Genomic DNA, 16,717 nt, shown 5'->3' on the forward strand with positions numbered 1-16,717 from the left:
GTTCCCTACAGGCCATGACCATGTCCGATGACGATATTCTTGCTCCGCGTCGATCCCGTTCGGGAAGCCGCTCGGGTGCGGCCTCTTCGGGCACCGACGGGCGTGGGCCGATCATCGATCAGGACGGTCACGAGATCCGGCCCGAAACGCTGGGGCAGGGCTTTCGCGAATTTCGCTTCGAGTTCGGGAAGGACAGTCCCTTCGCCGGCAACCCGTTTGGCAATCTAACGCGCGAGCAGCGGATCGCGCGGATCGAGGCGATCGCAAAGCTGCTCGACGTCGCCTTCGTGCTGCCCGGAACCAACATCCGCTATGGCATCGATGGGTTGATCGGGTTGATCCCCGTCGTCGGCGACATCATCACCACCGCGATCTCGCTCTGGCTGGTGCAAGAGGCGAGGGCGCTCGGGGCGCCCTGGTACATCACCGCGCGCATGCTCGGAAATGTCGCCCTCGACGGCGTCGTCGGCATCGTCCCGTTCGCGGGCGACGCATTCGACGTCATGTTCCGTGCCAACATGCGCAACGTGCGCCTGCTCCGCCGCTGGCTCGACAAGCAGCCTCGCATCTGACACGCCCCAAAACGCAAAAAGCGCGACGGCCTTTCGGGCCATCGCGCTTTCAGCGCACATCGGAGCGCGTGACGAAAACTTACGCCGCGTCGGCAGCGTCGGTGCTGGCTTCCACCGGCTTGCGGTGGCGGGGCAGCGGGAAGGCTTCGCTCTCATAGAGCGACCGGATGCCGTTCTGGTCGAAGCGCGCTTCCTCGACCTGGAGATAGGCGCCGTTCAGCGAATCCGTCGGCAACTGCTCCATCGCGAACTGGACGGCTTCGGCCGCGGTGCCGAACCGGCGATAGGTGAAGCCTGCACGCTTCTTCTTGCGGATCGCAGCGGGGAAGAGTTCGGCGGAAGTGTTGAAGTTGAACGGACGCAGTGGACGCATGGTCAAAGACCTCGTGATCTCTCTGGGGCTTTAAGCGCGTGGGGTTGGGACGGGCAGAGGCCACGATTGAGTGGGCGCCGCACATGTCATTTTCGTCCTCTAATATAGCCCGTTTTGACAAAATTGCGACCCCCGCGATGCGAGATGATGAATCTGCGCATGGCAGCTCCGCAGCCCGGGAAATTGCAGGAATATCAGCGACTTGAATGGTCTACAGCTTGCCAAGGAGCAGCAGCACGAGCAGCACCACCAGGACGAGGCCGCCGATCCCCATGCCGGAATGACCCATTCCGTAGCCGTAGCCGCCGAAGCGGCCCGACAGGCCGCCGACGAGATAAATGATCACCAGGATGATCAGGATGGTCCCAAGCGTCATGGCATCCTCCCTGGCGGCCGCCGCCACGCCATGGCCAGCCGCACCACCAGGGAAGAAAAGCACATCGCGGCGCCGGGTTCCATGACGGAACTCGGCGCCGCGCAAGGTTTATTTGGGTTCGAGCTTCAGCGCGGCGGAATTGATGCAGTAACGCAAGCCCGTCGGCCCCGGGCCGTCGGGGAAGACATGGCCGAGATGACCGCTGCACTTGGCGCACAGCACCTCGGTACGGATCATGCCGTGGCTGACGTCCCGCTCCTCTTCGATATGGCCCTCGACGGCGGGTTGGGTGAAGCTCGGCCAGCCGCAGCCGGAATCGAACTTCGCGTCGGACTCGAACAGCACGTTGCCGCAGCCGGCGCAGGTGTAGGTGCCGGCGCGGTGGTCGTGCTCATATTCGCCGGAGAAGGGACGCTCGGTCGCCTTCTCGCGCAGCACCGCGAATTGCATCGGCGACAACTCGCTGCGCCATTGCTCTTCGCTCTTGATGACCTTGTCGTCCGTGGTTTTCGTCTTGGTGTCGGGCATGGGTCTCCCGTTTTTTCAGTTGGTGGCCTTGCTGGCGCTCACCAGCGTCGGCTTCTCGATATAGTTATCCGCGAACAGCTTTTTCAGGTTCTCGACCTTCGGAAGGTCGTTGTAGGCGATATAGGGCTGGTTCGGGTGCAGGGTCAGATAATCCTGGTGATAGGCCTCCGCCGGATAGAATGCCTCCAGCGCGCCGACCTTGGTCGCGATCGGCTTGCTGAAGACCTTGGCGCCGTTGAGCTGGGCGATATAGGCCTCGGCCACCTTCTTCTGTTCGTCGGACGTGGTGAAGATCGCCGAGCGATATTGCGGACCGGTGTCGGGGCCCTGCCGGTTGAGCTGGGTCGGGTCGTGCGCCACCGAGAAGTAGATCTGCAGGATCTTGCCGTAGGAGATCTTCTTGGGGTCGTATTTGATCTCGACGGATTCCGCGTGGCCGGTCCGGCCGCTCGAGACGGTCTGGTAGTCGGCCGTCGCCTTGGTGCCGCCGGCGTAGCCGGAGACCGCGTTGACGACGCCCGCGGTGTGCTGGAACACGCCCTGCACGCCCCAGAAGCAGCCGCCGGCGATCACGGCGGTCTGGATCCCGCTTGCGGGGGCCACATCAACGGCAGGAGCGGGGATCACGACCGCATCCTCTGCGGCCCGGGTCGGCGCGGCAAAGGCCAGCGTCAGGGCGGTGGTTGCGGCGAGCAGGGACAGGACGGCAGGTCGGCGCATGGCGATCCTCTTTCGGAAGGTCTGACAGTCTAGGGCGGTTGGGGCCGGGCGAACAGCCTGCCCGGCATTTTCGGACATTCGAGATACGGGCGGACCGGGCGATTGTTACGGCCGGAGGGACACGAGTCCGTGAAACGCGCCGCCTCCAGCGGCCCGGCTTGGCGACGACCGGAACTCCGCGCTAGATGAACCGGCGCGATCGGTGATCGACTTAAGAGAATCGTGGCTGGAGCTGACCTGACAACATGCTGCGCGTGGCATCCCTGACCCTCGTCGTCGTGCTCGCCATCCTGGCCGGCTGGAGCTCGCTCGCGGCGGCCGAACCGCAACCCGGCGACGACCTCGCCATTTGCCGCGACCGCCAGGCGGATGCACAGGCGAGGGCGCAGGCCTGCGACAAGCTGCTCAACGCCGACCGGCTCACCGGCAAGGACAAGGCCATCGCGCTCTCCGTGCGCGGTAACACACTGCTCAACAAGCGCGACTACGGCCACGCGATCGAGACCTTGTCCATGGCCGTCGACCTCGATCCCGACAACGTCGTCACGCTCAATTTGCGCGGCCTCGCCTATGAGCGGACGGGCCAGGACGATCATGCGATGGCGGACTACGACCTCGCGCTCCAGAAGCGCCCGACCTACGGTGTCCCCTACAACAACCGCGGCGTCATCCAGTTGCGCCGGGGTGCGCTGCAAAGCGCGCTCGACGATTTCAACCTGTCGATCAAATACGCGCCCAGGTTCCTGCTCGGCTACACCAACCGCGCCCGCGTGCGCACGCTGATGCAGGATTTTGACGGCGCGATTGCCGATTTCGCGGAGGCCGAGAAGATCGAACCGGCCGCGCAGCAGATCACCGGCAACCGCTGCATCACCTACGGCATGATGGGCAAGTTCGACCAGGCCTTCGCCGACTGCAACGGCCTAATCGAGAAGCAGCCGAAGAACACGTACGCGATCAACAATCGCGCCGACGTCAACATGTTGAAGGGCGATTTCGAAGCCGCGCTGAAGGACTACAATACGGCGATCCAGATCAACCCGAACAACGTCCGGGCACATTCGGGTCGCGGCCAGATCTACGAGCGCAAGAAGGATCTCGCCCAGGCCCGTGCCGACTATCGTGCGGCGGCCTATTCGCTGACGAAGTTCGACGAACTTGACGTCGCGCGCGCCCGCGCGATCGCGCAGGAGCGATTGGCCGCGCTGACCCCGCAGGCACCGGCCGGATCCACGGGGCGCCGTGTAGCGCTGGTGATCGGGAACGGCGCCTACAAGAACGTCCACGCCTTGCCCAATCCGCCACGCGACTCGAAAATGATCGCAGCCGCGCTGCGCGATGTCGGCTTCCAGACCGTGATATCCGTCAGCGACCTCACCCGCGACAAGTTCTTCGAAGCGTTGCAGACGTTTGCGGCCGAGGCGGAGAAGGCGGATTGGGCGGTGGTCTATTATGCCGGCCATGGTTTCGAGATCGGCGGCGTGAATTATCTCGTTCCCGTCGACGCCAAGCTCGCCGCCGACAGGGACGCCGAGACCCAGGCGGTCGCGCTGGAGCAGGTGATCGCGGCGGTGGGCGCTGCGCGAAAAGTGCGTCTGGTGATGCTGGATGCCTGCCGCGACAATCCGTTCGCGCCGACCATGCAGCGCACGCTGTCGCTCAAGCTGGTGGACAAGGGCTTTTCCAACATCGAGCCGGGCGCCGGCTTCATGGTGGTCTACGCAGCCAAGCACGGCGAGACCGCGATGGATGGCGACGGCGGTGCCGACAGCCCGTTCGCCACCGCGCTCGCTCGCGAGATCAAGATGCCGCGCGTCGAGATCCGAAAACTGTTCGACATCGTTCGCGACGATGTCTGGCTTGTGACCAAGCACGAGCAGCAGCCGTTTTCCTACGGCTCGCCGCCGGGGCGCGAGGATTTTTATTTCGTCGCGGCGAAGTGACTTCGTAGCCCGGGTGGAGCGCAGCGAAATCCGGGAATCACGATCGCGGAGCTAACCCCGGATTACGCTGCGCTCCATCCGGACTACCGCAGTTTCAAACCACGATGCTCAGCCGCTTCGCCGCCCGCGTGATGCCCGTGTACAGCCACCTCGCCCGGCTCTCCTGAAACGCAAAGCTCTCGTCGAACAGCACGACGTCGTCCCATTGCGAGCCCTGCGATTTGTGCACGGTCAGCACGTAGCCGTAGTCGAACTCGTCATAGGGCTTGCGCTGCTCCCAGGCGATCGCCTCGACGCCGCCCTCGAAGCAATCGGCGCGCACCGAGACCTTGGTCACCTTGTGGCCGAGATCCTCGTCCGGCGACAGTCGCATGCTGAGAATGCGGGATTTCGAGCGCGAGGTGTTGCGCGACTTCACGCGCCACAGCCCGCCGTTGAACAGGCCCTTCTTGCGGTTGTTGCGCAGGCAGACCAGCTTGTCGCCGGCGACGGGGAAGACGTCCTCGATGTTCTGCCGCTGGCGCACCCGCATATTGTACGCGCGTCGCGTGTTGTTGCGGCCGACCAGCACCTGGTCGGCGGCCATGACGCGATCAGGGTCGAGCTCCTTGCGCGAGACCACCTCGCTCTCGCCGTAGCGGCCGATGTCGAGCTCGCGGCCCTCGCGGACGTCCATCGACATCCGCACGATCGGATCGTCCTGGGCCTGGCGGTGCACCTCGGTCAGCATCGCGTCGGGCTCGGTATTGGTGAAGAAGCCGCCGCCCTGGATCGGCGGCAGCTGCGCGGGATCGCCCAGCACCAGCAGCGGGCAGTCGAACGACATCAGGTCGCGGCCCAGTTCGGCATCGACCATCGAGCATTCGTCGATCACGATCAGCTTGGCCTTGGAGGCCGGGGCGTCGTCCCACAGCTCGAAGCTGGGCTGCTCCTCGCCGGATTCGCGGGTGCGGTAGATCAGCGAATGGATGGTGGAGGCTTCGTCGCACCCCTTGTTGCGCATGACCAGCGCCGCCTTGCCGGTGAAGGCGGCGAACTTCACCTCGCCGTCGACGCCGTCGGCGATGTGCCGCGCCAGCGTGGTCTTGCCGGTGCCGGCATAGCCGAACAGGCGGAACACCGGCGGCGTGCCGTTGCGGCCGGGTTTGGCCTTGAGCCAGTCGCCAACGGCCTTGAGCGCGGCATCCTGATGCGGGGTGAATGTGGCCATGTCTGTCTTGAGGAGGGGGCGAAAACGGAGCGATTCGCCAGCCCCAAAACTAACCATTCGCACCGCTGGTTCAAGCCGGGCGGGGCGCCCTATTGCCAGCCGGGAACGCCGCGCATGTCGGGCAGATGGTGGGCGATGCCCTTGTGGCAGTCGATGCAGGTCTTTTCCTTGGTGAACAGGAAGTGCTGGTGCGCGACCGAGGCGCGCGGCGACTGCTTGGTGATGTCCATGGAATCGGCGCTGTGGCAGTTCCGGCATTCCAGCGAATCGTTGGACTTGAAGCGCGCCCATTCATGCGCCGCCAGTTCGAGCCGGTGATCCTGGAATTTCTCGCGGGTGTCGATCGTGCCGAAGATCTTGCCCCAGACCTCCTTGGAGGCCTGCATCTTGCGGGCGATCTTGTCGGTCCAGTTGTGCGGCACGTGGCAATCCGGACAGGTCGCGCGCACGCCGGAGCGGTTGGCGAAATGGATGGTCGACTTCAGCTCGGCGTAGACGTTGTCCTTCATCTCGTGGCAGCCGGTGCAAAATTTTTCGGTGTTGGTCAATTCCAGCGCGGTGTTGAAGCCGCCCCAGAAGATCACGCCGGCCATGAAGCCCGCCAGCACCAGCACGCCGAGCCCGAACACCGAGCTCGGACGGATCAGCACCTGCCAGAGCTCGCGCGCGAAGTCGCAGCTTCGCGCGACGAAGCCGCGTCTGGCCTTCAGTCCCTCGCCGGGTTCATCAGCGGTCGTCGTCATCGGCGGCCACCGGGGCTTGCGCGCGACAGCAGCGTGTCGATGTCGGTGAAGTCGTTGCTGACGGGCGGATTGGCGGTGTTCTGCGGCACGTGGCATTCCGTGCAGAAGAAGCGGCGCGGCGAGATCGAAGCCAGAAACTGGCCGTCGCGGTCCATGAAGTGGGTGATCGAGACCATCGGCGCCTGCGATTCCGCGATGCGCGCCCGCGCATGGCAGGACAGGCACTTGTTGCCGTTGAGGTCGATCTGATAGCCGTCGATCGTGTGCGGGATCACCGGCGGCTGCTCCGGATAGTTGCGCACGGGTTGGCCGATCCTGTTCACGCCCATGTACTTCATCGCGATCTGGGCGTCTCATTTCCCGAACGGCGGCTGGTCCCGCAGCTGGCCACCGGTGCTGCCGAATTTCCCCCTGACCCATCTCTGGTTCATCTATGTGCTGCTGGAGCTTTATGTCGTCGTGCTGCTGCTGCGCGGCGCATTTGTCTGGCTAGATGCGTCAGGCAGGTGGCGAGCGGTGATTGACCGGGTCTTCGCCGGGATCATGAAAAGTCCGCTGGCCCCCCTTGTTCTGGCAATCCCGATCGGCGCCGCCTTCTGCCTCGACCAACGCTGGATCAACGTGATGGGCGTGAGGACGCCGGATCAATCGCTCGTCACCAACGCGCAGGCCTGGATTGGCTTCGGCACCGCCTTCGCGATCGGCTGGCTGCTGCATCGGCAGATCGATCTGCTGCGACTGATTGAGCGGCGCTGGCTCCCGCATCTTCTGCTCGCAATCACTCTGATCCTGATCAGTTTCGTGCTGGTTGGGGCGATGACGTCCGCGCCGGGTGCACCGAAACTGCCTTTCGGCTTCGCCACGCTCCGGCTTGTCTCCGTGATCCTGTATGCGCCGGCGATATGGATTTCGACCTTTGCGGTCATCGGCCTCGCGCTCCGCTTCATGTCCGGCTTCAGCCCGACCTGGCGCTATCTCGCCGATGCATCCTACTGGCTCTATCTGATCCACCTGCCGATCGTGATGGCGCTGCAGGTCGCGCTGTCGCAGCTCGACTGGCCCGGTCTGATCAAGTTCGGTGTTCTTCTCGTCGTCGCGCTTCCTCCGATGCTGGCGAGCTATCATCTGCTGGTGCGCTTCACCTTCATCGGCGTGGTCCTGAATGGCCGCCGCGCCGAAAAGCACCTTCTCCCGCAAGGCGGAATTGCGACTGCGTAGACAGCGCCGCCCCGCCCATTAAGATGCCCGCAAGAAAAAAATAAACGGCAAGAAAACTTGCAAGAAAACCTGCAAGAAAACCTGCAAGAAAACCTGGGAGAGACGGCGTCATGAAGTTCGGCATCTTCTATGAGCTGCAACTGCCACGGCCGTGGGTGGCCGGCGACGAGCTCAGCCTCTATCAGAACGCGCTCTCGCAGATGGAACTCGCAGACCGCCTCGGCTACGACCACGCCTGGGTTGTCGAGCATCACTTCCTCGAAGAATACTCGCATTCGCCCTCGCCGGAATCGTTTCTCGCAGCCGCGAGCCAGCGCACCAGGAACATCCGGCTCGGCCACGGCATCCTCCAGCTCACGACCAACCACCCCGCACGTGTCGCCGAGCGCGTCGCGGTGCTCGATCTGCTCTCCAACGGCCGCTGCGAATTCGGCATGGGCGAGAGCGCCTCCATCACCGAGCTCACGCCGTTCGGCCGTGACATGGAGACCAAGAAAGAGGTGTTCGAGGAGGCCGTCGCCGCGATCTTCCCGATGTTCAAGGACGCAGGAAGCGAGCACCACGGCAAATATTTCGACATCCCGTTGCGCAACGTCGTGCCAAAACCGGTGCAGAAGCCGCATCCGCCATTGTGGATGGCCTGCTCGCAGCTGCCGACCATCGAGCGCGCCGGCCGCCATGGCTTTGGTGCGCTCGGCTTCCAGTTCGTCAGCGCAGACGCCGCGCACGCCTGGGTGCACGCCTATTACAACGCCATGACCAAGCGCCTCGCCAAGCTCGCCGACTACGAGATCAACCCGAACATGGCGCTGGTGTCGTTCTTCATGTGCGCAAAGACGGACGAGGAGGCGCGTGCGCGCGCCGACGGCGCCACCTTCTTCCAGTTCGCGCTACGCTTCTACGGCGCGTCGCAGAATCGCCAGCGTCCGGAGACCTATACCGTCAACATGTGGGACGAGTACGACAAGTGGAAACGCGACAATCCCGAGGCGCAGGAGGCTGCGCTGCGCGGCGGACTGGTCGGCTCGCCCGAGACGATCCGCAGGAAGCTGAAGCGCTTCCAGGGCTCGCATATCGACCAGGTCATCCTGCTGAACCAGGCGGGCAAGAACAGCCACGAGCACATCTGCGAATCGCTGGAGCTGTTCGGCCGCGAGGTGATGCCGGAATTCCAGAACGATCCCGCGCAGGCGGCCTGGAAGCAGGGCGTCATGAGCGGCGAGATCAAGCTCGAGGAGATCGACACGCAGGCGTTCACCGACCGCTATGGCAAGCTCGCGATCAACGTTCCGCCGGCGAAGGCGGCGGCGGGGTAGGGTCTTTCGCCGCTGCGGCCGGCTGAGTTTATTTGGATTCGGTTTTCGTCTGGATGTTCTGAACGGCTCCGCCCACCGGAGTCCACTGCACGCGGCCATCCAAAGCGGAGAAGTTTAGACCACCGCCGGTCCCGAAGAGAACCATGTGACCCGAGCTGACGGAGTCCACAGCGAGCGTCGCACGGGGAAGTTTTGCAGCATTGTACATCGTCAAGGACGCATCCTGATGATCGTTCAGGGACAGCACTGCCCGCTGACCCTGCTCCGTATCGAGGAGCGACACCGAAGGTACGCCATCCTGGCGAAGCCCGATGCTGAGACGCACCTTCTCGCGGCTATCCAACAGCGAGATGTGCGGCGTTCCGTCGGAAGTGGATGAGATCAAGGCGACGATTTTGCCGGTGCCATTTCGCAAGGCAATTGTTTCCACAGACAGGGTCTTGGCCTTGACTGTATCGGCATTAGCGGTCGCATGCCATTGCGATGAAATGATCGCCGCAGCCGCCAGGATCGTAGCCCCCAAAACGCTCCAACTCATAGCCTTCAGCGACTGGTCCTGCCGCTGGATATGCGATGCGAGATTTTCAAGCGTGGGTTCGACCTTGAACATAGCTGCGCCTTTGCCTTGGAGTAAGCTTCACATCCGAGCATACCCTGCTGGGTGCGAATTCTGCTAACCTAGCAGGGGGTGCCGGCAAAACACTGTCGAGACAGTCACCTCAGCGGCCGCCCGGAAGGTGGTTGCGCTGGCACGATGCAGAGTGCCGCAACTGCCTTGAACGCTCAGTGACGGATATCACGGGCGCTTTGATGGAGCGCATTTGCCGCCGTATATTGCTTCGCGGGACTTCTCAGTCAGAACCTCTACAGGCAACTCCATCGATGATATCGTATCGGCCTTCGGCCGCAGCGAGTGATCCATGGAGTGGTCATGGCGAAACACAGGATCTATACCACCAGCTTCGCAAGCGTTTACCCGTTTTACGTTGCGAAGGCGGAGAAGAAAGGGCGCACCAAAACGGAGGTTGATCAGGTCATCTCCTGGTTGACAGGCTATGGTCAGAACGAGCTGGAAGCTCAACTGGAGCAGGGGACGGACTTTGAAACCTTCTTTGCGAAGGCCCCCAAGATCAATCCTTCGCGAACCCTGATCACAGGCGTGGTTTGCGGCGTCCGGGTCGAGGACGTCAAAGAACCCACGATGCGAGAGATCCGCTACCTGGACAAGCTGATCGATGAGCTGGCCAAGGGAAAAGCAATGGACAGGATTCTGCGCAAAAGTGCTTCCTGAGCCCCCGGCGACGTCGCAGGAGATATCGGGCGACACCCGCCTTCCGCTGCGCGGCCATTGCTGATAAATTTCGTCAAAAGGCGATGGGGAGAAAACGATGCGCCCTCGCGGGACGCCCGCAAATCCGGCAGCTGGGGATGTCACGCCCGCGGTGCTTGCCATCGGTCGCCCGGATTTCCCTGATGTCCTGATCGAGACGTTGCGCCGGCAGGCCGGGGTCGGGCATTGCATGGTGTTCGCGCTGAGCCGCGCGGGCGCCGCACACTGCCTGCTCGATGCCGGCAACATCCCGATCGGCGGCGATCTCGGCGCCGCCTATGCCGGCCAGTTCCACCAATCCGATCCCAACCGCGATGCGCTGTTCGAAGGGGAGGGCCGCGCGCCGCTCGTGCTGCCCGCCTTCGCGCCGCGCATGTACGGCGCCCGCTACCGCAAAATGTTCTTTGTGGATTCCGGCATCGTCGACAAATGCGCGACCGCGATCTGGGTCGACGACACCTGTTTCTACATCAATTTCTATCGCATCGCTGTCCAGGGCCGCTTCAGCGATGCCCAGCGTGCGCGGCTTGAGGCCATCGCACCGGCCATCAGTGCGAGCGTGGCACGCCATTTCCAGCACGGCTCGGCAGCGACGACCGAGCAGTCTGTCGCCGCGCTATTCGCGACGCGCGCGCCCCTCGCCAGCCTCACCCCGCGCGAGCAGGACGTTTGCCGGCGCATCCTCTCCGGCTTCAGCTCAGAAGCGATCTCGCAGGCGCTAGGCATCAGCCTGCATTCGACCCTGACCTACCGCAAGCGCGCCTATGAACGGCTCGGCATCTCGTCACAAAGCGAGCTGTTTGCGATCGTGCTGCGCCTGCTCGCCGGCCCGCGCAGCCTGAACTGAAGCTGTCCCAATCGCTGGGGACAGACGGCGTCTCCTGAAGCCGCTAACCTCGGTGGCGAACAGCAATGGAGCGAAGCTTGAGCACCGCGCCGCGCATCGACATCGACCCGGCCGCATTCTGGGCCGATCCATATCCGATGCTGGCAACGATGCGCAAGGAGGCGCCGATCGCCTTCGTGCCGCAGCTCGGCTCGACACTGCTGACGAGCCGCGACGATATCTCGATCTCCGAGAAGCAGATCGACGTGTTCTCCTCGCACCAGCCCGCGGGCCTGATGAACCGGCTGATGGGCCACAACATGATGCGCAAGGACGGCGAGGCGCATCAAGTCGAGCGCCGCGCGATGTTTCCAACGGTGTCGCCGAAGACGGTGAAGGCGCACTGGGCCGCGCTGTTCCAGGCCCATGCCGACCGCATCATCGAAGCGATCGAGCCCGGGCGGATCGATTTCATGCGCGACTTCGCGTTGCCGTTCTCCGGCGAATGCCTGAAGTCGATCACCGGCCTCACCAATATCGGCTTTGCGGACATGGACGCCTGGTCACAGGGCATGATCGAGGGCATCGCCAATTACAGCGGCGACGCGGCCGTCGAGGCGCGTTGCCATGCAGCGACGTCGGGCATCGATGCCGCGATCGACGACATCCTGCCGGTGATGCGCAAGCATCCCGACCAGAGTATCCTCGGCGTGCTCCTCGCGTCCGGCATGGCGATGGAGAGCGTGCGCGCCAACGTCAAGCTCGCGATCTCCGGCGGCCAGAACGAGCCGCGCAAGGCGATCGCCGGCACGGTGTGGGCGCTGCTGACCCATCCCGACCAGCTCGATCTCGTGCGCAAGGGCGAGGTGACGTGGCTCCAGGCCTTCGAGGAATATGCCCGCTGGATCTCGCCGATCGGCATGTCGCCGCGGCGCATCGCAAAGCCGTGGACGATCCGCGACGTCGCGTTCGAAACCGATGAACGCGTATTCCTCATGTTCGGCTCCGCCAACCGCGACGAGAAGCATTTTGAGCGCGCCGACCAGTTCGACGTGCGGCGTGATACGGCCAAGAGCGTCGCGTTCGGCGCCGGTCCGCATTTCTGCGCCGGCGCCTGGGCCTCGCGCGCCATGATTGCCGACGTCGCACTGCCGACCTTGTTCGCCCGTGCCGGCCGGCTCGAGATCGCCGACGACGAGCCGGTACGGATCGGCGGATGGGCCTTTCGCGGGCTGCAGAATCTACCGGTGAGATGGCTGCATTAGGCCGGCAGGGACCGGTCCATCCGCAACGCCGCCACGATGCCATCCTGCTCCTGTTTTGCCCGACGAGTCAAGGTCAATTTCGGATAAGCGTAAGTCATTGTTTTCGCGCGCCCCGGCTACTGTGCATGGGGTTGTTTTCGCGATTTTTAATTTCTCGGCTCGGTTGCGTGCGTTTTTCACATTCGCGTGCGGAAAAATATCCCCTGCGTTCGCTCCGTGGATCGAAAGATTAATCATGCGCTCCGCCACGTGCGCAGTGCATGCATCGCTATTTTTCCGCGCGTCTCGACACCTCCGATAAGCCGCCCCATCATTCCCGAGCACGAATGAAGGACGGCCGCACGCGGCCGGGAGTGTCGGATGCAACGTCGGGATTTTCTCAAACTATCCGTTGGAACTGCGGCAGCCGCCGCATTCGTTTCGCACGCCAACGCGCAAGCAACGTCACAAGGCGCGGTGAAGGACATTCGTGTCGGCTACCAGAAGACCGGCGTGCTGGTTATCACGCGTCAGCAGGCCGCCCTGGAAAAGCATTTCGCGCCCCTGGGCATCGACGTGAAATGGGTCGAGTTCTCGTCGGGGCCTCCGATGATGGAGGCAATGAATGTCGGTAGCATCGATTTCGGCGCGGTCGGCGACTCCCCGCCGGTGTTCGCCCAGGCCGCGGGCGCGGCGATCGTCTATGCCGCCGGCCAGCCCATCACCAACGGGCAGGGCATCCTGGTGCCGAAGGATTCGCCGATCCGCGGCATCGCCGACTTGAAAGGCAAGCGCGTCGGCTTCACCAAGGGCTCCAGCGCCCACAACATCGTGGTGCAGACGCTCGAGAAAGCCGGCCTGACCTATGCCGATATCACGCCGGTCTATCTGACGCCGCCGGATGCCGGGCCTGCCTTTGCCAATGGCAGCATCGAGGCCTGGGCGATCTGGGATCCGTATTTCGCGATCGGCGAGACCAAGCAGGGCGGCCGCATCCTGATCAATGCGCGCGACGTCACCAAGACCAATTCCTTCTTCATCGCCAACCGCGATTTCGCCAGGAATCACGGCGCCATCCTGCAACAGATCATCGATGTGACAACCGCCGCCGGTCAATGGGCCGAGCAGCACCGCGACGCGGTCGCCAAATCGCTCGCCGCGGTCACCGGCGTTCCACTGGACATCCAGACCGTCGCCGCCAATCGCGCGAATTTCGTGGTCGGCCCGGTCACCGACGACATCGTCACGACTCAGCAGGGTGTCGCCGAGCGCTTCCACAGGCTCGGCCTGATCCCGAAGCCGATCGTGATCCGCGACATCGTCTGGCGCAACCCGGCAGCCTGATCGTGCCAACCAATCTCCCCATCTCAAAGGGTTTGAACATGAGGCGTATCATCCAGCGTCTGATCGCGGCCATCGTGCTGTCGATCGGCATCGTCGCCGCCGCGGTCGGCACCTCCTACGGACAGGACAAGGTGGTCCGCATCGGCTACCAGAAATACGGCAAGCTGGTGCTGCTCAAGAGCAAGGGCACGCTGGAGCCGAAGTTAGCTGCCGACGGCTACAAGGTGGTGTGGACCGAATTCCCCTCCGGCCCGCCGCTTCTCGAGGCGCTCAATATCGGCGCGATCGATTTCGGCAACACCGGCGAAGCCCCGCCGATCTTCGCGCAAGCCGCCGGCGCGCCGATCCAGTATGTCGCCTACGAGCCGCCGGCGCCGAAGGGCGAGGCGATCCTGGTGCCAAAAGACAGCCCGCTGAAATCGGTCGCCGACCTCAAAGGCAAGAAGGTCGCGCTCAACAAGGGCTCCAATGTCCATTACCTCCTGGTCAAGGCGCTGGAGAAAGCCGGCGTCAAATATTCCGAGATCGAGCCTGTGTTTCTGGCGCCGGCCGATGCGCGCGCCGCTTTCGAGCGCGGCGCGGTCGATGCGTGGGTGATCTGGGATCCGTTCCAGGCCGCCGCGGAAGCCGCGACCGGCGCCCGCACGCTCGCCGACGGCACCGGCATCGTCGCCAACTACCAGTTCTATTTCTCCTCGAAGAAATTCCTCGAAACCAATCCGAGGATCGTCGACGCCGTGCTGGCCGAGCTGAGCGCGGTCGATGACTGGGCCAAGGGCGACATCCACGCAGTTGCCGAGCAGCTGGCGCCGTCCATCGGCCTGTCAGTCCCGGTGGTCGAGGTCGCGCTAAAGCGGCAATCCTACGGCATCAAGCCGCTGACCGATGCCGTCATCGCCAATCAGCAGCAGGTTGCGGACGCGTTCTTCGCGCTCAACCTGATCCCCAAATCCATCAAGATTTCCGACGTGGCGCGGAGGCCAGGATCATGAGCAAGCACATGAGCAAGCAAGCGAACGCCAACATCCTCTGGTTCCTGCCGACCCACGGCGACGGCCGCTATCTCGGCACCGGCATCGGCGGCCGCGAGGTCAATTTCAACTATCTACGCCAGATCGCGCAGGCCGCCGACCAGCTCGGCTATTTCGGCGTGCTGCTGCCGACCGGGCGATCTTGCGAGGATTCCTGGATCGTCGCCTCCTCGGTCGCGCCGTTCACCGAGCGGCTGCGCTATCTCGTGGCGGTCAGGCCCGGCCTGCAATCGCCGAGCGTGGCCGCGCGCATGACGTCGACGCTGGACCGCATCACCAACGGCCGGCTCCTGGTCAACGTCGTCACCGGCGGCGATCCCGTCGAGAACAAGGGCGACGGCATCTTCCTCGCCCATGACGAGCGCTACGAGGTCACCCGCGAGTTCCTCAACGTCTATGGCGAGCTGCTCGCTGGCAAGACCGTCAACGTCGAGGGCAAGCACATCCATGTCGAAGGCGGCAAACTGCTGTTTCCGCCGGTTCAGTCGCCGCGTCCGCCGCTCTATTTCGGCGGCTCGTCGGATGCCGGCATCGACGTCGCCGTCGACACCGTCGACAAATATCTGACCTGGGGCGAACCGCCGGCCTTGGTCGCCGAGAAGATCGCGAGGGTGAGGGAGGTCGCAGCAGCTCGCGGTCGAAAACTATCCTTCGGCATCCGGCTCCACGTGATTGTCCGCGAGACCAATGACGCGGCCTGGCGTGCGGCCAACGAGCTGATCAAGCACGTCAGCGACGAGACCATCGCAACCGCGCAGAAGAACTTTGCGCGGATGGATTCGGTCGGCCAGCAGCGCATGGCGCAGCTTCACGGCGGCAAGCGCGACAAGCTCGAGATCGCGCCGAACCTGTGGGCCGGTGTCGGCCTCGTGCGCGGCGGCGCTGGCACGGCGCTGGTCGGCGACGCCCAGACGGTCGCGGCCCGCATTAGGGAGTATCAGGACATTGGCATCGATACCTTCATCATGTCGGGCTACCCGCATCTGGAAGAAGCCTATCGTTTCGCCGAGCTGGTGTTTCCGCTGCTCTCGCTGGAGCAGCCCAGCAACGTGACCAGGCTGCACTTCAACGGTGGTCCTTTTGGTGAAACGGTCGGCAGCGACTTCCGTCCGCAACAGAAGGTGTCGCAGTCATGAGCCTGATCGACAGCGTTTCACTTCCCCGCAGTTTGCGCCTGCCGCGCGTCGATAGCCTGATCCAGTGGATCGTGCCGCTCGCCATCATCGCGATCTGGCAGGTCGCAAGCGTCACCGGCTTCGTGCCGACGCGGGTGCTGCCGGCGCCGAGCGACGTCTTGCTTGCGGGCTGGAAGCTGCTGCTCTCCGGCGAGCTCGTTCGCAACATCTGGGTTTCATTCTGGCGCGCCTCGATCGGCTTCCTGATCGGCGGCAGCATCGGCTTTGCCTTCGGCCTCGCCAATGGCCTGTCGCAGCTCTCGGCCAAGCTCACGGATACAACGCTGCAGATGGTGCGCAACGTGCCGCATCTGGCGCTGATCCCGCTGGTCATCCTGTGGTTCGGCATCGACGAGGGCGCGAAGCTGTTCCTGGTGGCGCTCGGCGTGTTCTTCCCGATCTACCTCAATACGCTGCACGGCATCCGCACCGTCGATCCCCAGCTGATCGAGATGGGCCGCATCTACGGCATGAGCGACGGCGAGCTGTTTCGCCGGGTGATCTTCCCGGGCGCGCTGCCCTCGATCTTCGTCGGCATCCGCTTCGCGCTCGGCATCATGTGGCTGACCCTGATCGTCGCCGAGACCATCGCGGCGTCTTCGGGCCTCGGTTACATGGCGATGCAGGCGCGCGAGTTCATGCTGATCGACGTCGTCGTGCTCTCGATCCTGATCTACGCCCTACTCGGCAAGCTCGCCGACAGCGCCTCCCGCGTGCTGGAGCGCCTCACGCTCTCCTGGCACCCCGCCTATTTGAAACGTTGAGAAA

18 protein-coding genes and 1 pseudogene are annotated in these 16,717 nt (G+C 63.7%); 11 read left to right on the top strand and 8 right to left on the bottom strand.

Going from position 1 to position 16,717, the window contains the following annotated elements:
* The first annotated feature begins 14 nt into the window (after positions 1-14).
* Positions 15-572: a DUF4112 domain-containing protein gene (locus ACFQX9_RS37450; RefSeq protein WP_085349202.1), complete on the top strand. Its 558-nt coding sequence runs from the start codon at positions 15-17 to the stop codon at positions 570-572.
* 79 nt (positions 573-651) lie between these two features.
* On the opposite strand, the gene ACFQX9_RS37455 is transcribed toward ACFQX9_RS37450, so the two are convergent.
* The 4 genes from ACFQX9_RS37455 to msrA form a co-directional block, all read right to left on the bottom strand.
* On the bottom strand, positions 652-945 hold the full coding sequence (locus ACFQX9_RS37455) for a hypothetical protein (protein ID WP_007596188.1): 294 nt from the start codon (positions 943-945) through the stop codon (positions 652-654).
* A 211-nt stretch (positions 946-1,156) separates the two neighbouring features.
* On the bottom strand, positions 1,157-1,321 hold the full coding sequence (locus tag ACFQX9_RS37460; protein WP_083926348.1) for a DUF3309 family protein: 165 nt from the start codon (positions 1,319-1,321) through the stop codon (positions 1,157-1,159).
* A gap of 108 nt (positions 1,322-1,429) precedes the next feature.
* Positions 1,430-1,849, bottom strand: a complete 420-nt coding sequence (gene msrB, locus ACFQX9_RS37465) for a peptide-methionine (R)-S-oxide reductase MsrB (protein WP_018453863.1) — start codon at positions 1,847-1,849, stop codon at positions 1,430-1,432.
* A gap of 15 nt (positions 1,850-1,864) precedes the next feature.
* A complete protein-coding gene (msrA, locus tag ACFQX9_RS37470; RefSeq protein ID WP_018453864.1) occupies positions 1,865-2,569 on the bottom strand; it encodes a peptide-methionine (S)-S-oxide reductase MsrA in 705 nt (234 codons plus the stop codon).
* Between the two features lie 245 nt (positions 2,570-2,814).
* On the opposite strand from msrA, the gene ACFQX9_RS37475 reads away from it, so the two are divergent.
* Positions 2,815-4,512 (top strand): caspase family protein, encoded by a 1,698-nt coding sequence (locus ACFQX9_RS37475; RefSeq protein ID WP_377792004.1) that lies wholly within the window; start codon positions 2,815-2,817, stop codon positions 4,510-4,512.
* A 94-nt stretch (positions 4,513-4,606) separates the two neighbouring features.
* On the opposite strand, the gene ACFQX9_RS37480 is transcribed toward ACFQX9_RS37475, so the two are convergent.
* The 3 genes and pseudogenes from ACFQX9_RS37480 to ACFQX9_RS37490 all read right to left on the bottom strand — a co-directional run.
* Complete coding sequence (locus ACFQX9_RS37480; protein WP_007596183.1) at positions 4,607-5,722, bottom strand: ATP-dependent RecD-like DNA helicase; 1,116 nt, start codon at positions 5,720-5,722, stop codon at positions 4,607-4,609.
* Between the two features lie 89 nt (positions 5,723-5,811).
* The gene (locus tag ACFQX9_RS37485) at positions 5,812-6,465 is read right to left on the bottom strand and encodes a NapC/NirT family cytochrome c (RefSeq protein ID WP_377792005.1); all 654 of its coding nucleotides are present in this window, start codon (positions 6,463-6,465) and stop codon (positions 5,812-5,814) included.
* Positions 6,462-6,770: pseudogene (locus ACFQX9_RS37490) on the bottom strand (nitrate reductase cytochrome c-type subunit); the annotation flags it as partial. The gene ACFQX9_RS37485 and the pseudogene ACFQX9_RS37490, both read right to left, overlap by 4 nt.
* A gap of 22 nt (positions 6,771-6,792) precedes the next feature.
* Here ACFQX9_RS37490 and ACFQX9_RS37495 point away from each other — a divergent pair.
* The gene (locus ACFQX9_RS37495) at positions 6,793-7,683 is read left to right on the top strand and encodes an acyltransferase family protein (protein WP_377792006.1); all 891 of its coding nucleotides are present in this window, start codon (positions 6,793-6,795) and stop codon (positions 7,681-7,683) included.
* Between the two features lie 110 nt (positions 7,684-7,793).
* Complete coding sequence (locus ACFQX9_RS37500) at positions 7,794-8,999, top strand: LLM class flavin-dependent oxidoreductase (RefSeq protein WP_377792007.1); 1,206 nt, start codon at positions 7,794-7,796, stop codon at positions 8,997-8,999.
* Positions 9,000-9,027: 28 nt separating this feature from the next.
* On the opposite strand, the gene ACFQX9_RS37505 is transcribed toward ACFQX9_RS37500, so the two are convergent.
* Entirely contained in the window at positions 9,028-9,609 is a 582-nt protein-coding gene (locus ACFQX9_RS37505) for a hypothetical protein (RefSeq protein WP_377792008.1), read from the bottom strand.
* A gap of 321 nt (positions 9,610-9,930) precedes the next feature.
* Here ACFQX9_RS37505 and ACFQX9_RS37510 point away from each other — a divergent pair, with 321 nt between their 5' ends.
* The 7 genes from ACFQX9_RS37510 (at position 9,931) to ssuC (ending at position 16,713) form a co-directional block, all read left to right on the top strand.
* Complete coding sequence (locus tag ACFQX9_RS37510; RefSeq protein ID WP_085395137.1) at positions 9,931-10,290, top strand: DUF2200 domain-containing protein; 360 nt, start codon at positions 9,931-9,933, stop codon at positions 10,288-10,290.
* Between the two features lie 97 nt (positions 10,291-10,387).
* On the top strand, positions 10,388-11,176 hold the full coding sequence (locus ACFQX9_RS37515) for a helix-turn-helix transcriptional regulator (protein ID WP_377792009.1): 789 nt from the start codon (positions 10,388-10,390) through the stop codon (positions 11,174-11,176).
* Between the two features lie 77 nt (positions 11,177-11,253).
* A complete protein-coding gene (locus ACFQX9_RS37520) occupies positions 11,254-12,420 on the top strand; it encodes a cytochrome P450 (RefSeq protein WP_247294072.1) in 1,167 nt (388 codons plus the stop codon).
* Between the two features lie 360 nt (positions 12,421-12,780).
* On the top strand, positions 12,781-13,743 hold the full coding sequence (locus ACFQX9_RS37525; RefSeq protein WP_377792010.1) for a sulfonate ABC transporter substrate-binding protein: 963 nt from the start codon (positions 12,781-12,783) through the stop codon (positions 13,741-13,743).
* A 38-nt stretch (positions 13,744-13,781) separates the two neighbouring features.
* Complete coding sequence (locus tag ACFQX9_RS37530; RefSeq protein ID WP_377792011.1) at positions 13,782-14,735, top strand: sulfonate ABC transporter substrate-binding protein; 954 nt, start codon at positions 13,782-13,784, stop codon at positions 14,733-14,735.
* Positions 14,732-15,910, top strand: a complete 1,179-nt coding sequence (gene ssuD / locus ACFQX9_RS37535; protein ID WP_377792012.1) for an FMNH2-dependent alkanesulfonate monooxygenase — start codon at positions 14,732-14,734, stop codon at positions 15,908-15,910. Before ACFQX9_RS37530 ends, ssuD begins: the two co-directional genes overlap by 4 nt.
* Positions 15,907-16,713, top strand: coding sequence for an aliphatic sulfonate ABC transporter permease SsuC (gene ssuC, locus ACFQX9_RS37540; protein ID WP_377792013.1), 807 nt, complete (start codon positions 15,907-15,909; stop codon positions 16,711-16,713). The genes ssuD and ssuC overlap by 4 nt, the downstream gene beginning before the upstream one ends.
* The last annotated feature ends 4 nt before the right edge of the window (positions 16,714-16,717 follow it).

The organism is Bradyrhizobium sp. GCM10028915, from assembly GCF_042666195.1.
Lineage (GTDB): Bacteria > Pseudomonadota > Alphaproteobacteria > Rhizobiales > Xanthobacteraceae > Bradyrhizobium > Bradyrhizobium canariense_D.

What these genes read in the sequence shown, in the direction of transcription:
- ACFQX9_RS37450 (WP_085349202.1), top strand. Translation starts at nt 15, where the DNA reads ATGACCATGTCCGATGACGATATTCTTGCTCCGCGTCGATCCCGTTCG.
- ACFQX9_RS37455 (WP_007596188.1), bottom strand. Translation starts at nt 945, where the DNA reads ATGCGTCCACTGCGTCCGTTCAACTTCAACACTTCCGCCGAACTCTTC.
- ACFQX9_RS37460 (WP_083926348.1), bottom strand. Translation starts at nt 1,321, where the DNA reads ATGACGCTTGGGACCATCCTGATCATCCTGGTGATCATTTATCTCGTC.
- msrB (WP_018453863.1), bottom strand. Translation starts at nt 1,849, where the DNA reads ATGCCCGACACCAAGACGAAAACCACGGACGACAAGGTCATCAAGAGC.
- msrA (WP_018453864.1), bottom strand. Translation starts at nt 2,569, where the DNA reads ATGCGCCGACCTGCCGTCCTGTCCCTGCTCGCCGCAACCACCGCCCTG.
- ACFQX9_RS37475 (WP_377792004.1), top strand. Translation starts at nt 2,815, where the DNA reads ATGCTGCGCGTGGCATCCCTGACCCTCGTCGTCGTGCTCGCCATCCTG.
- ACFQX9_RS37480 (WP_007596183.1), bottom strand. Translation starts at nt 5,722, where the DNA reads ATGGCCACATTCACCCCGCATCAGGATGCCGCGCTCAAGGCCGTTGGC.
- ACFQX9_RS37485 (WP_377792005.1), bottom strand. Translation starts at nt 6,465, where the DNA reads ATGACGACGACCGCTGATGAACCCGGCGAGGGACTGAAGGCCAGACGC.
- ACFQX9_RS37495 (WP_377792006.1), top strand. Translation starts at nt 6,793, where the DNA reads ATGTACTTCATCGCGATCTGGGCGTCTCATTTCCCGAACGGCGGCTGG.
- ACFQX9_RS37500 (WP_377792007.1), top strand. Translation starts at nt 7,794, where the DNA reads ATGAAGTTCGGCATCTTCTATGAGCTGCAACTGCCACGGCCGTGGGTG.
- ACFQX9_RS37505 (WP_377792008.1), bottom strand. Translation starts at nt 9,609, where the DNA reads ATGTTCAAGGTCGAACCCACGCTTGAAAATCTCGCATCGCATATCCAG.
- ACFQX9_RS37510 (WP_085395137.1), top strand. Translation starts at nt 9,931, where the DNA reads ATGGCGAAACACAGGATCTATACCACCAGCTTCGCAAGCGTTTACCCG.
- ACFQX9_RS37515 (WP_377792009.1), top strand. Translation starts at nt 10,388, where the DNA reads ATGCGCCCTCGCGGGACGCCCGCAAATCCGGCAGCTGGGGATGTCACG.
- ACFQX9_RS37525 (WP_377792010.1), top strand. Translation starts at nt 12,781, where the DNA reads ATGCAACGTCGGGATTTTCTCAAACTATCCGTTGGAACTGCGGCAGCC.
- ACFQX9_RS37530 (WP_377792011.1), top strand. Translation starts at nt 13,782, where the DNA reads ATGAGGCGTATCATCCAGCGTCTGATCGCGGCCATCGTGCTGTCGATC.
- ssuD (WP_377792012.1), top strand. Translation starts at nt 14,732, where the DNA reads ATGAGCAAGCACATGAGCAAGCAAGCGAACGCCAACATCCTCTGGTTC.
- ssuC (WP_377792013.1), top strand. Translation starts at nt 15,907, where the DNA reads ATGAGCCTGATCGACAGCGTTTCACTTCCCCGCAGTTTGCGCCTGCCG.